The organism is Paenibacillus maysiensis, assembly GCF_000520815.1.
GTDB classification, from domain to species: Bacteria; Bacillota; Bacilli; order Paenibacillales; family Paenibacillaceae; genus Paenibacillus; species Paenibacillus maysiensis.
Genome location: NZ_ASRY01000084.1, coordinates 26,315 through 40,154, shown reverse-complemented (window position 1 = coordinate 40,154; position 13,840 = coordinate 26,315). Strand labels below are relative to the sequence as shown.

Below are 13,840 nucleotides of genomic sequence, written 5' to 3'. Positions count from 1 at the left end.
GAGAGACATCAATGATATCTTTGAAAACGCCGCGTGATTATCATACAGACCCGTTTATAGTCATCTGGGAGGTTACACGAGCTTGTGCTTTAAAGTGCCTTCACTGTAGAGCGGAAGCTCAGTACAAACCTGATCCTCGCCAACTGACACTAGAAGAAGGTAAGAAGCTTATAGATCAAATCGCTGAAATGAATCATCCGTTGCTTGTATTCACAGGCGGAGATCCTTTAATGCGTCCTGATCTGTTTGAACTGGCTCAATATGCAATTGAAGAGAAAAATTTGTCAGTTTCAATGACCCCCAGTGCCACCCCTAAAGTGACACGGGCAGCGGTAGAAAAAGCAAAGCAAGTTGGGTTATCGCGGTGGGCGTTTAGTCTCGACGGTTCATGTGCAGACATTCACGATCATTTTCGGGGCACTCCGGGTTCTTACGATACGACCATGCGAGGAATTGGTTATTTAAAGGAACTGAATATCCCTATTCAAGTGAACACTACGGTGTCCCGGTACAATCTTCATGATCTGGAGCAAATTGCAGAAAGGGTAAAGGAAATGCAGGCCGTGTTATGGAGTTTATTTTTCCTTGTTCCAACCGGACGTGGCATGGAGAAAGATATGATTACTCCTGATGAGCATGAAGCCGTAATGAAATGGTTGTATCAAATACAGCAACAGATGCCGTACGGCGTGAAGGCTACAGAAGCTCCTCACTACCGGAGGGTTGTACTACAGGAAAAGCACAGAGCAGGTGAGAGCAGTGTAGCAGACGGACAAAAGAGGGCAGATGTTTTAGGACGTGCTCCTAAAGGCGTGAATGACGGGGATGGATTTGTTTTTATTAGTCATATTGGTGAAGTATACCCGAGCGGTTTCCTGCCTCTTATATGCGGGAATGTACGAAAGGATAGCCTGGCAGATATTTATCGCAACTCTCCGATCATGATCAATCTTAGAGATAAGTCCCTACTTAAAGGTAAATGTGGAGTCTGTGAATTCAAGGCCGTCTGTGGGGGCTCCAGAGCAAGGGCTTTTGCAATAACAGGAGACTATTTGGAAAGTGACCCTTATTGCGCTTATATACCCGGGGTTGGAGAGGAAAAGTGTTTTCATGAAAAAAAGTTCTAAAAAAGTCGTTATTCTCGGTGGAGGAATAAGCGGTTTAAGTGCTGCCTTTTATGTGAAAAAGCTGGCTGAGGATAGGCAGCTTGAAGTGGAAATTACATTGGTGGAGAAGAGCGACCGTCTGGGAGGAAGGCTGCAAACCGTTCGCCAAAACGATTTTATGATCGAAAAAGGACCGGATGCTTTCTTGGCCAGAAAGACGGCAATATTGGATCTGACCATGGAGTTGGGGCTGGAAGCAGAGCTGGTATCGACAAACCCGAAAGCCAAATCTGCTTGCATTTTGCATAAGGGCAAACTTCATACGATGCCGATGGGCTTCATTCTGGGCATTCCAACGAAGCTCACCCCTTTCATTCGGACAGGGCTTATTTCTCCGCTGGGAAAAGCACGGGCAGCCCTGGATTTAATCATTCCGGCGAAGAAAGGTGATGCGGACGAATCTTTAGGTGATTTTATCAAACGGCGTCTCGGCAAAGAAGTTCTGGACCAGATTACAGAACCTCTGCTGTCTGGAATTTACGCTGGGGATACACATTCTCTGAGCCTCATGTCAACCTTCCCTCAATTTAAGCACATGGAACAAAAGCATGGAAGTCTGATTAAAGGTATGTCTAAAGGAACTGGGAGAAAGCCGGCTGTACAAGACAAACTGCCGGATATCGCCAAGAAAAGTATGTTTCTTTCCTATCGACAAGGATTGTCTTCAATCGTGGAGCGGTTAAAGGAAAGGCTCGATACCGTACAATTTGTTATGGGACAAGGTGTAGTTGAAGTAAGGAAGGAAAGCGGTTATCAGGTCATTTTAGAACATGGACAAAAAATAGATGCGGATGCGGTGATCTGCGCTGTTCCAGCCTTTGAGGCGGCTAAATTATTCTCCGGTGTTGCAAGCGCTAGTTGGTTACATGAGATTAACTATGTTTCTGTAGCCAATATTGCCCTTGCTTATAAAAACACAGATCTTAATCTTGCTTTTGAGGGAACGGGATTTCTGGTACCCCGCAAAGAAGGCAAAATGATTACGGCATGTACATGGTCTTCGACAAAGTGGAGCCATACTGCTCCTGAAGGATATACACTTTTGCGGACCTATATTGGACATGCAGGCGCACAGGAGTGGATTCGGATGACAGACGATCAACTTGTGGATGCCGCGCGCAAAGATTTGAAAGATTTAATGGGCTTGAAAGCGGAACCGGAATTCGCCGAAGTCAGTAGGTGTGATCGATCGATGCCGCAATATCCGATTGGACACAAAGAGCATATGGCGAGGGTGAGACAGGACTTCGCACAGTATTTACCGGGTGTTTTTCTATGCGGTGCCGGCTATGGGGGCGTTGGAATTCCAGATTGCATCGCTCAAGGGAAAGAAGCGGCTGAACAGTTGATTTCAGATTTTTTATAATAAGGCTCTTTCCTCCTGTAAAAGAGGGAACGCCCTGATTGGTTCAAGTTTATGAGAGACGTAGAATTAAAGTGAGGCATAAAATCGAAGTAAGATGGAGGAATGGACGATGAGTCAGTTAACGGAAGAAACATGGGTAGCGGACATTGTGAAAGAAGTACCAAAAACAGGAGATTTGTTCCGTAAACTGCGGATTGACTTCTGCTGTGGCGGGAAAATATCGCTCCGTGAAGCAGCTGCCGACCGAGGTCTCCATGCTGGTGAACTGCTGGCGCAGGTGCATGAAGTGGAGGAAAGTCAGACACAGCAAAAACAAATGCAGCCTTCTTCACTCGAACCAAAAGAACTAATCGCCTATATCCAGGATGAGTATCATACAAAGCTTCGCGAAGAACTATCGGCGCTCACGCCGTATGTAACCAAACTAACGCGGGTTCACGGCGAACGTTATCCGCATCTAAAGCGAGTTAATGAACTGTTCACCTTGCTTAAACAGGAATTATCGGAACATATTCAAAATGAGGAAAACCTTGTGTTTCCGATGATTCAAGCGTTTTTACAGGAATCGACAGTTGAACGGGCAGATGCACTAAATCCGTATTTATCCAAGTTGCAAGACGAGCATCAAGCGGTGGTGGAATTACTGAAGGAACTGCGCTTGATCACAAACGGTTTTGAGCCGTTGCAGGAGGCTTGTGGTACACATCGGCTCGTATTGAAGCGGTTAGAAAATCTGGAAGCAGATATTTTTAATCATATTCTTCTTGAAAATTGTACACTATTCGAACGTACGAGACAGGCACAGCAATAACGAAACCCATCACATAATGATGAACTAAACCATTGAGGAGTCGAACATAATGCAACAATCAACCCAATCGGGAGGGTTAAAGCTTCAAAACATAGCCGAGATGCTGAAGACTTTTATGCGTATCTACAATCGCAAGACTCTTTGGATATCGTGGTGAAGTATGGATTTTCTATACCGAAGTGATCATGCAAGACATGGATTGGAATGAATATTGGTCTCCTATCCAATTATCGTTGCAGGTTGCGCTGTTATCAAGCGTGTTGGTGATCGTAGCAGGCCTGGTTATAGCATGGTCAATGTCCCGATTAGGATCGTTTAAAGGAAAAACGTTCGTTGAAACCGTATTTATGCTGCCCTTGGTACTCCCTCCGACGGTTGTTGGTTTTTTACTGCTAATATTACTTGGACGAAAAAGCGGGTTCGGACGTTTTGTGGAGCAATGGTTTGGAGAACCCATTGTATTCTCGTGGTGGGCTGCGGTGGTCGCGTCGGTCGTTGTGGCTTTCCCTCTTGTCTATCGGACGATGAAGGTGGGATTTGCTTCTGTTGATGAGGAGTTGGAAGAAGCGGGACGTTCGATAGGGGCGAGTGAATGGCAGGTTTTCCGATATATAACTTTTCCCTTAATTTTCCCTTCACTTAAAGCTGCCTTTATGCTCGGTTTTGCCCGTGGTCTGGGTGAATTCGGTGCTACGCTGATGATTGCCGGAAATATTCCAGGTAAAACCCCAACCATTCCGACGGCCATTTATGTAGCGGTGGATGCTGGTCATCTTCCTATGGCTTGGGCCTGGACATGCTCTTTAATAGTCATTTCCTTTATTATGCTCCTATTAACCGGCCAAAAGAACAATTAATCAAGGCCAAAAAGTGCGATCGCAAAAACGGGTCCGCCTTCATAGAAGCTTCCCTCTATTAGAGGGAGGCTTTTTGTATCTTTTTATAGAACGAGGGATTTCCTGTAGCGCTATAGGACATTCCCTAATGGGAACAAACATGGATGAATTACATAATGAGAGTAACCGAATGAATCTTCTCTTGAATCTGCTTTAGGGTTTTTCATTCTGAAAAGGAGTGTTGGTCATCGATGAAAAAAAAATACAACCTCAACTTTTTTAAACCGATCGAAAGCTATTCGGGAAATTGGTCAATCCTTGAGGAAAAAAATAGAGAATGGGAAAACGTGTACCGTCAGCGTTGGTCTCACGACAAAGTGGTCCGGACGACGCACGGAGTCAACTGCACCGGCTCCTGTAGTTGGAAGGTTTTTGTGAAAAACGGCATCATCACTTGGGAGAATCAACAGATCGATTATCCATCCTGCGGCGTTGACATGCCGGAATTTGAACCGCGTGGATGCCCGCGTGGTGCTACATTTTCCTGGTATGAATACAGTCCATTACGCGTGAAATACCCCTATATGCGCGGTAAGTTATTGCGGCTCTGGTTAGCTGCCATTAAGGAGCATACGAATCCAGTAGACGCATGGGCGAGCATCGTGGAAGACCCTGAGAAAGCCAAGCTCTATAAATCGGCTCGCGGAAAAGGCGGCCATGTCCGTGTCGGCTGGGACGATGTCCTGCGTCTTATCTCAGCGCAGCTCATCTATACCATTCGTAAGTACGGTCCCGACCGGATCGCGGGCTTTACGCCAATCCCGGCGATGTCAATGATAAGCTACGCTTCGGGAGCCCGGTTCATTTCGCTGCTCGGTGGGCAGATGTTGAGTTTTTACGATTGGTATGCAGACCTTCCGCCTGCATCTCCTCAAATTTGGGGTGAGCAGACGGATGTGCCGGAATCTTCTGACTGGTACAATGCGGGTTACCTGATCATGTGGGGATCGAACGTACCGCTTACCCGGACGCCGGACGCTCATTTTATGACGGAAGTACGTTATAAGGGGACAAAGGTCGTATCGGTGGCTCCCGACTTGGCGGAGAATGTGAAGTTCGCTGACAATTGGCTTGCACCGAATCCGGGTACAGATGCTGCCGTGGCCCAGGCTATGACGCATGTCATTCTGGATGAGTTCTATAAAGAACGCCAAGAACCAATGTTCATTAACTATGCCAAACAATATACGGATATGCCGTTCATGATTCTGCTCGATCCACACGAAGGAGTCTGGAAAGGTGGGCGTTTTCTACGGGCGAGTGACCTTGGGGATGTTTCGCAGCATGCGGACTGGAAACCGGTCATATATGACGAAGTGGCAGGAGAAATGCTGGTCCCGAACGGTACGATGGGACAGCGCTGGGAACAGGATAAGAAATGGAACCTGATCCTGGAACGTGAAGACGGAACGAAGGTTGAGCCCGCGCTTACTGTGGAAGGTCATGGCGAGCAATGGGAAGAAGTCGTATTCCCTTATTTTGATAACGCTGGTAATGGAACGTTCAAACGTGTAATTCCGGCCAAAAAAGTACGCCTGGCAGATGGCTCGGAGCGTTACGTAGCAACTGTGTACGATCTGATGATGAGCCAGTACGGTGTCGCGCGCAGTGACAGCCCTCATAACGCCAAGGATTATTACGATGCAGCTTCGCATTATACTCCTGCCTGGCAGGAGAAGATCACGAGCGTGAAGGCGTCTGTTGTGGTACAGATTGCTCGGGAATTTGCTCAAAATGCTATCGATACCAAAGGGCGCTCCATGATTATTATGGGTGCGGGGATCAATCACTGGTTCAACAGTGACACGATCTATCGGTCCATCTTGAACCTGGTCATGTTGACCGCTTCCCAAGGCGTAAACGGTGGAGGCTGGGCGCATTATGTTGGTCAAGAAAAGCTCCGCCCAATCGAAGGCTGGTCAACGGTTGCCTTTGCAAAAGACTGGCAAGGACCGGCTAGACTGCAAAATGCTACATCGTTTTTCTATTTTGCAACGGAGCAGTGGCGTTATGAAGAAAGTGGCACAGACACCTTGAAGTCACCGACTGGTGGGGATGTCAGTTACCGGCACCCAGCAGACTACAATGTGCTCGCAGCGCGTCTGGGTTGGCTGCCTTCTTATCCACAGTTTAATAAAAACAGTCTGCTGTTCGCCGAAGAGGCGGCGCAATTAGGCAAGAAGTCCAACGAGGACATCATCAATTACTCTGTGGAAGAGATCAAATCACGTAAGACACGCTTCGCTGTGGAAGATCCTGGGGCAGCTGAGAACTTCCCACGTTCGCTCTTTGTTTGGCGGTCAAACCTGATTTCCAGTTCGGCGAAGGGACAAGAGTATTTCATGAAACATTTACTCGGAGCATCCGACGCCCTGCTTGCTCGGCCGAACGAGGAACAGAAACCCAAGGAAATCGTCTGGCGGGAAGATGTGGAAGGAAAGCTTGATCTGATGGTTGCACTTGATTTCCGGATGACAACAACCCCATTGTACGCGGACATCGTACTTCCGGCGGCAACCTGGTATGAAAAAACAGACTTATCGTCAACAGATATGCATCCTTTCGTACATCCGTTTAATCCGGCGGTTAATCCACTGTGGGAATCCCGCGCGGACTGGGATATTTACCGCCAGCTTTCCGAAGTCTTCTCCGATATGGCGAAAGAGTACCTACCGGGAATATATAAAGACCTTGTGACCACGCCGCTCTCACACGACAGTATGGGCGAAATTTCGCAGCCGATGGGTCTTGTAAAGGATTGGACAAAGGGCGAAATTGAAGCGACTCCGGGTAAAACCATGCCGAATTTCAGCATCATCGAACGCGACTATACTAAAATTCACGATAAATATATCTCACTCGGTCCGAATTTGACTACCGGGAAAACAGGTGCGCATGGCGTCAGCTTCTCCGTAGCGGACGAATATGAGGAATTGAAAAGGCTGAACGGAGTTTATTACGATGATTCCATTAAAGATGGGCTGCCGAAAATCCAGACAGCTCGCCAAGTGGCCAATACGATTCTTCACCTTTCATCCGCGACCAATGGACAGGTCTCGCAAAAGGCTTATGAGCAGGCAGAAGAGCTTCACGGTGTTGAACTCAAAGACATCTCGGCCGACCGGGCAGCGGAAAAGATTACTTTCCAGAGTATCACGGCACAGCCGCGTGAGGTTATACCGACACCGGTATTCACTGGATCGAACAAGAAGGGACGCCGTTATTCACCATTTACAACGAATATTGAACGTCTCGTTCCGTTTCGTACTTTGACGGGAAGACAGCATTTCTATATTGATCATGAGATTTTCCAACAGTTTGGGGAATCATTACCGATCTACAAACCGACTCTGCCGCCGATGGTGTTCGGCCCGCGCGATCGGGAAATAAAAGGCGGACAAGATTCACTCGTGCTCCGTTATCTGACACCGCACGGTAAATGGAATATTCACTCCACCTACCAGGATAACCAGCACATGCTTACACTGTTTCGTGGAGGTCCTACCGTGTGGATCAACAACGAAGACGCAGAGGCACACGATCTTGCCGACAATGACTGGGTAGAGGTATACAACCGTAACGGCGTCGTGACTGCCCGGACCGTTGTCAGCCACCGGATGCCAAGAGGAACGATGTTCATGTACCATGCTCAGGATAAGCACATTCAAGTGCCAGGCTCCGAAATCACGGATACACGCGGCGGTAGTCATAACGCACCAACAAGAATTCATCTAAAACCAACTCAGATGGTCGGTGGATATGCTCAGCTTAGTTATGGATTCAACTATTATGGTCCGATCGGCAACCAACGTGATGTGTACGTTGCGGTACGTAAAATGAAGGAGGTTAACTGGCTTGAAGATTAAAGCTCAAATTGCCATGGTCATGAACCTGGATAAATGTATCGGCTGCCATACGTGCAGCGTGACATGCAAAACAACCTGGACGAACCGCAAAGGTGCGGAATATATGTGGTTCAACAATGTGGAAACCAAACCTGGTATCGGTTATCCGAAGCGCTGGGAAGACCAGGAACTATATAAAGGGGGCTGGCAGCTCCGCAAAGGAAAACTGGAACTGAAGTCAGGGAACAAGCTGTCCAAGATAGCGCTAGGTAAGATTTTTTACAATCCAGACATGCCGGAAATGAAAGATTATTATGAGCCCTGGACTTACAATTACGAGCATCTGACCAACGCCGGCGAGCAGAAGCATTCACCTGTGGCACGCGCGCATTCTGCGGTAACGGGTGAAAAAATGGATTTGGAGTGGGGTCCAAACTGGGAAGATGACCTGGCGGGTGCGCATGTAACCGGTCCGCTTGATCCCAATATTCAGAAAATCGAAGAAGAGATTAAATTTAACTTTGAGAAGTCGTTCATGGTTTATCTCCCACGGCTTTGCGAACATTGTCTAAATCCAAGCTGTGTCGCGTCCTGTCCTTCGGGCGCCATGTACAAACGGGACGAGGACGGAATCGTGCTCGTGGATCAGGAAGCCTGCCGCGGCTGGCGGTATTGCATGACGGGCTGTCCATACAAAAAAGTGTACTTTAACTGGCAGACGAACAAAGCTGAGAAATGTACCTTCTGTTTCCCGCGTGTGGAAGCCGGCCTGCCGACAGTCTGCTCCGAGACATGTACAGGACGAATTCGCTACCTCGGCGTTATGCTGTATGACGCGGATCGGGTGCTCGAGGCCGCCTCTACGCAGGATGAGAAGGAGCTTTATAAAGCGCAGTGCGACCTGTTCATGGATCCAAGTGATCCGGCAGTGATTGCTCAGGCGAGAAAAGACGGCATCTCGGAGGACTGGATTGAAGCAGCGCAGAATTCGCCGGTCTACAAGCTTGCCATTGAACACAAGCTGGCATTCCCGCTTCATCCGGAATACCGCACCTTACCTATGGTCTGGTATGTGCCACCACTTAGTCCGATCATGAATTACTTTGAAGGGAAAGACTCGATTGAGAATCCCGATATGATCTTTCCGGCTATCGAAGAGATGCGGACCCCTATTCAGTACCTTGCCAATATGCTGACGGCGGGCGACACGCAAACCGTGAAGGAATCCCTGCAACGGATGGCTATGATGCGCTCCTATATGCGTGCCCAGTCCACGGGACAATCTTTCGATGAAAGCCGTCTTGAGCGCATCGGCATGACACCGCGGCAGACCGAGCAGATGTATCGACTTCTGGCGATTGCCAAGTATGAGGATCGTTTCGTCATTCCGACATCGCATAAAGAAGGATATTCGAATCCGTACCGAGCTCAAGGATCTGCGGGTTACGGCGATACCATGGGAAACATGGGTTCGGGCTCTGGATGTGACGGCTGTAGTATGGCAAGTTCAATGGGGATGGAAGAGCCTTTGAAAACAGGCAAAGAAATGTACGAAGAAAACTTCTACGGGGGTATTTGGCGTGATTAATGTAGCGAAGCTGTATGAATGCAAACCGTCATTCGGGTTTTTCGCCCAGCAACTCATGTACCCGGAAAAGCTGGATTTTCATCCGGCTTTTCTGGAAGCATCATTTGATCCGAACCATCCGGCGTATGCGCATGCGAACACCTTCTGGTCCCTTATGCAAGAGTTCAGTATGGAAGAGATTCAGGAAATGTATACGGAAACCTTTGATTTTCAAAAAAATTGTGCACTATATATGACTTACTTTAAATTCGAAGATGCAAAAGAACGGGGACAAATGTTGGTTAAGTTAAAGGTGCTATATGAGATGTACGGTCTTGAAATGCCGGATGGAGAGCTGCCAGATTATCTTCCGCTCATGTGTGAATTTCTGTATGCCGCCGAATGGGCGCAAGATCCGAAGACGACAGAAAACTTCCGCATGCCAATCGCGATCCTGGAAGACGGCACATATCATTTGCTTAAAGCGCTGGAAAAAATGGAAAGCCCGTATTTTCATCTGGTGAAGGGACTGCGCGAAACGCTTAAAGCTTGCGTAGAACAGGAGGCAGCCGTGCAATGATGATGCTAGAGCAGTTTTTATGGGTCATTTTCCCTTATATGTGCGTGGTCGTCTTTATAGTAGGGCATATTTTCCGCTACAGAAACGACCAGTTCAATTGGACAGCGAAATCAAGTGAATTTATTGAAAAGAAACAATTGATGATCGGAAGTCTCTTATTCCACCTGGGTATAATCCCGGTTATTTTCGGTCACGTGTCCGGTCTGGGCATACCAAAAACCTGGATGCATGCACTGGGTGTAAACGATCATCTGTATCATATTGGAGCAGTTTATGCTGGTGGAATATTTGGAGCCATGACGTTCCTCGGTATGTTGATTCTCACATCCCGCCGTTTTACAATACGCAATGTGCGCCGTTTAAGTACAGCGTCTGATCTGATTGTAAACGTATTGCTTTTGGCCATTGTATGCATGGGGATGTTCGCGACTCTCGTAACGAATGCGGTACAGCCGGAATTCGATTATCGGGAGACGATCTCGATCTGGTTCCGCGGTTTATTCATATTCCGTGTTGACCCGACACTGATGAGAGACGTACCGATGTCTTTCAAGCTTCATATACTTATGGGCTTTGCGATTTTTGCATTCTGGCCGTTTACCCGGCTTGTACATGTGTGGAGTGTTCCGTTGAATTATGTGCGCAGAAGTTATATCCTTTACAGAAGACATAAATCGAATTAGGAAAGCGGGCTCTGCCTTCTTTCCTAATTCTATTAGGAGAGAGCGATGAATAATAGGATGGATTATCAAAGGGAGCTTGAGCGAATACGCGAACATTTCGGTTATGATTTCATGGCGCTTGCTCTGGTTGAACCGGCCGAATATCAATACGTAATTAAATGGAAAAATGCAGCCGGTAATTTAAATGATCGCTTTAAGCGGATTGTGCTGCAATCCGGTAAGGGCATAGCAGGAATCGTGTTTAAAACCGGGAAATCCGTTTTCATTCCATCTATTTATCAATATGTGGGGGCAGACAACCTGTTTAACTATCCGATCGTTCAATCCGAGAAGCTCAAGAGTCTCGGGGCTGTTCCCCTATGGAATGATGCTCGCGTCGCGGGCGTACTGCTTGGTGGATTTCGGGAAGAACAGCTGATGACCGAAGCCATGATGCGTGATTTGGAAGCCATGGCGCATAGGGGAATTGGAGAGTTGAACGGGAAGGAAGTGATGTGAATTGACATTGTCTGTAGGGACTGGCTCTTTAAGTGCGCTAATGGTGAAGTTGTTTGAGAACAGTACGGAAGCCATTTTCTTTTTTGACAGGCAAGGGAATACCCTAGCCATGAACCCGGCAGCTGAGGAGATTGTGGGCGATGACGTCCTCATCCAACTCTATGAAGGGAAGGACAAAGCTTTATGTGGAACATGCAGGGGCTATACAAGCGAAACGGAGCCCCGTACCTGCCTTGACTGTTATTTCAATATGCCAGAATCCAAGGATTTCGCTTCTTTTCAGGTATATCTGGAAACGAAGAGCAACGGAATGATTCCCTATGCCGCTTCTTTTCACACCATTGATTCTGAACATGGAACACGGGTGTTGATGTTGAGAGACTTGACTCCACAATTTCAGACGCAGGAAAAATTATATCAAAACAAAATGATGAAGCATGTCATTGAAGCACAGGAAAATGAGCGTAAACGGCTTTCCAGGGAACTGCACGACAGCGTCGCCCAGGAATTGATGAGCGCGGTTGTTGAACTACGAGTGTTAAAATACATGACGAATGATGAACAGCTCATCAAAAACATGAAGCAGACTGAAGCATCCATGACGCGATTGCTGGATGATATCCGCAACCTGTCTGTGGAACTACGCCCCGCCACACTTGATGATTTTGGGCTTGAAGCGGCATTTCGTTCTCACTTTAAGAGGGTTGAACAAAGCTTTGGTCTTGTCGTTGAATTTGTGTCGGATCTTCCCCAAAAGCGATATGGAAGTGAAAAGGAAACGGTCATTTACCGTGTCTGCCAGGAGGCTGTTCTCAATGCCTTGAAGTATGCCCAGGTAGACATGGTTAAAGTTTCTTTGACTGAGCACGATCATATGCTTCGTTTGACTGTAGAGGACGATGGAATTGGCTTTGAAAAGGGGAGCAATCCTATTGGAACGGGACTAGGTTTATATGGTATGCAGGAGCGAGCAGAGCTGGTAGGCGGAAGTTTTGGCGTCCTTTCAAATGTTGGTCAGGGAACCAAAGTCTTTTTACAAATTCCGATTGGCCAAGAGGAGGAATAGAGACTTGATCAAAATTGTGCTAGCGGATGACCATGCGATTGTACGAAGCGGATTTTCCATGATTTTGAACTTCCAATCGGATATGGAGGTTGTCGGAACGGCTGCGGATGGCATTGAAGCGTATACGATGGTAGCTAAATATCGTCCGGATATTCTAATCATGGACCTCAGCATGCCCCCAGGCGAAAGTGGATTGATCGCCACAGGCAAGATTAAAGAGGACCACCCTGATACTAAAATTCTGATTCTGACCATGCATGACGATGAAGAATATCTTTTTCATATTTTAAAGAATGGTGCTTCAGGATACGTTTTGAAAAATGCTCCAGATGAGGAGCTATTGCTTGCTATACGAACCATTCATGGGGGTGGGACTTATATCCATCCTAAAATGGCCACCTCTCTCGTTCGTGAGTTCATCAAGAAAGATACGACGTCACAATCAGAAGATCCGTATGAGATCCTGTCCAAGCGGGAACTGGAGATTCTGCCTCTGGTCGCAAAAGGTTACGGTAACAAGGAAGTTGCGGAAAAGCTGTTCATCTCTGTCAAGACGGTGGAAGCGAACAAAGCGAAAATCATGGAGAAATTGAACTTAAGAAGCCGGCCTGAACTGGTCCAATATGCATTAAAGAAAAAAATGCTGGATTTTTAGCCGATGAATGGAGGAAATCCGCGTGCTGGAAAATGAGAAAATGCGCTTTTCCAAACCCGCCATGCGTATTCTTGAAAATGAGCATCGATATTTAACATATCTGATGGATGAATGGCATGCCATTGTACTGTGGTTTGAGCACAGAATGCTAGATTTGGAAGAAGGCCGCAAGCAACTGGAAAAGCTGAGAATGCAGATTATCGATTTTATGGTACCCCTCAAGAAACATACCGAAAAGGAAGAAGAACACTTCTTTTCTCTGCTAGGAACCTACATTGGTTTTGAACAGGGGCCGCTCGTCGGTATACAGGAGGAGCACCGTGAAATAGAAGGCTATATCGGTCATTTCCTTTATCAGACGGAGGGCGATTTGAGTTTGCTCACGCTTGATGAGATTCAGGAGGCAGCCAAGAACGCGGGTGAGGCCTTCGAAGTGCTGACTGTACATTTTATAAAAGAGGAAACTGTACTTTTTCCTATGGCAGAGCAACAGATCAATCGGAATGATCTGACCAGGTTATGTGACAAATTAAATACGCTTATCTCTTGAACAGACCAAGTCGCTTCATATAGAAGCGGCTTTTTATATTTTCAGGGAGTCCCCTGCTAGGTAAAGGGGACTCCCCTATATTCGAACAGATCGGCTAGCGGCTACAATGGGGACAGAAAATTTAAATAAATAATTCGACAGAAAAAACGTTGAAAAG

General features: G+C 47.1%; 12 protein-coding genes. All 12 read left to right on the top strand.

The features are described 5' to 3' along the window. The first annotated feature begins 11 nt into the window (after positions 1–11). The 12 genes from L696_RS0105950 (at position 12) to L696_RS0105890 (ending at position 13,683) form a co-directional block, all read left to right on the top strand. A complete protein-coding gene (locus L696_RS0105950; RefSeq protein ID WP_025682829.1) occupies positions 12–1,127 on the top strand; it encodes a TIGR04053 family radical SAM/SPASM domain-containing protein in 1,116 nt (371 codons plus the stop codon). Further along, positions 1,111–2,532 (top strand): protoporphyrinogen oxidase, encoded by a 1,422-nt coding sequence (gene hemG / locus L696_RS0105945; protein ID WP_025682828.1) that lies wholly within the window; start codon positions 1,111–1,113, stop codon positions 2,530–2,532. Before L696_RS0105950 ends, hemG begins: the two co-directional genes overlap by 17 nt. Before the next feature lie 109 nt (positions 2,533–2,641). Beyond that, entirely contained in the window at positions 2,642–3,343 is a 702-nt protein-coding gene (gene ric, locus L696_RS0105940; protein WP_025682827.1) for an iron-sulfur cluster repair di-iron protein, read from the top strand. 185 nt (positions 3,344–3,528) lie between these two features. Next, a complete protein-coding gene (modB, locus tag L696_RS0105930) occupies positions 3,529–4,200 on the top strand; it encodes a molybdate ABC transporter permease subunit (RefSeq protein WP_425339301.1) in 672 nt (223 codons plus the stop codon). Between the two features lie 230 nt (positions 4,201–4,430). Beyond that, a complete protein-coding gene (locus L696_RS0105925) occupies positions 4,431–8,105 on the top strand; it encodes a nitrate reductase subunit alpha (protein WP_025682825.1) in 3,675 nt (1,224 codons plus the stop codon). After that, the gene (gene narH, locus L696_RS0105920; protein ID WP_025682824.1) at positions 8,095–9,672 is read left to right on the top strand and encodes a nitrate reductase subunit beta; all 1,578 of its coding nucleotides are present in this window, start codon (positions 8,095–8,097) and stop codon (positions 9,670–9,672) included. The genes L696_RS0105925 and narH overlap by 11 nt, the downstream gene beginning before the upstream one ends. Then, positions 9,665–10,231, top strand: coding sequence for a nitrate reductase molybdenum cofactor assembly chaperone (gene narJ / locus L696_RS0105915; protein WP_025682823.1), 567 nt, complete (start codon positions 9,665–9,667; stop codon positions 10,229–10,231). Before narH ends, narJ begins: the two co-directional genes overlap by 8 nt. Beyond that, on the top strand, positions 10,231–10,914 hold the full coding sequence (gene narI / locus L696_RS0105910) for a respiratory nitrate reductase subunit gamma (RefSeq protein WP_025682822.1): 684 nt from the start codon (positions 10,231–10,233) through the stop codon (positions 10,912–10,914). Before narJ ends, narI begins: the two co-directional genes overlap by 1 nt. Before the next feature lie 45 nt (positions 10,915–10,959). Continuing rightward, entirely contained in the window at positions 10,960–11,412 is a 453-nt protein-coding gene (locus L696_RS0105905; protein WP_025682821.1) for a GAF domain-containing protein, read from the top strand. A 1-nt stretch (position 11,413) separates the two neighbouring features. Further along, positions 11,414–12,478, top strand: a complete 1,065-nt coding sequence (locus tag L696_RS0105900) for a PAS domain-containing sensor histidine kinase (protein ID WP_025682820.1) — start codon at positions 11,414–11,416, stop codon at positions 12,476–12,478. Positions 12,479–12,485: 7 nt separating this feature from the next. After that, positions 12,486–13,133, top strand: a complete 648-nt coding sequence (locus tag L696_RS0105895) for a response regulator transcription factor (protein WP_023989699.1) — start codon at positions 12,486–12,488, stop codon at positions 13,131–13,133. A 22-nt stretch (positions 13,134–13,155) separates the two neighbouring features. After that, the gene (locus L696_RS0105890; RefSeq protein ID WP_025682819.1) at positions 13,156–13,683 is read left to right on the top strand and encodes a hemerythrin domain-containing protein; all 528 of its coding nucleotides are present in this window, start codon (positions 13,156–13,158) and stop codon (positions 13,681–13,683) included. Positions 13,684–13,840: the final 157 nt, after the last annotated feature.

Excerpts from the sequence above, each read along its gene's own strand:
- L696_RS0105950 (WP_025682829.1), top strand. The coding sequence starts at position 12 with ATGATATCTTTGAAAACGCCGCGTGATTATCATACAGACCCGTTTATA.
- hemG (WP_025682828.1), top strand. The coding sequence starts at position 1,111 with ATGAAAAAAAGTTCTAAAAAAGTCGTTATTCTCGGTGGAGGAATAAGC.
- ric (WP_025682827.1), top strand. The coding sequence starts at position 2,642 with ATGAGTCAGTTAACGGAAGAAACATGGGTAGCGGACATTGTGAAAGAA.
- modB (WP_425339301.1), top strand. The coding sequence starts at position 3,529 with ATGCAAGACATGGATTGGAATGAATATTGGTCTCCTATCCAATTATCG.
- L696_RS0105925 (WP_025682825.1), top strand. The coding sequence starts at position 4,431 with ATGAAAAAAAAATACAACCTCAACTTTTTTAAACCGATCGAAAGCTAT.
- narI (WP_025682822.1), top strand. The coding sequence starts at position 10,231 with ATGATGCTAGAGCAGTTTTTATGGGTCATTTTCCCTTATATGTGCGTG.
- L696_RS0105905 (WP_025682821.1), top strand. The coding sequence starts at position 10,960 with ATGAATAATAGGATGGATTATCAAAGGGAGCTTGAGCGAATACGCGAA.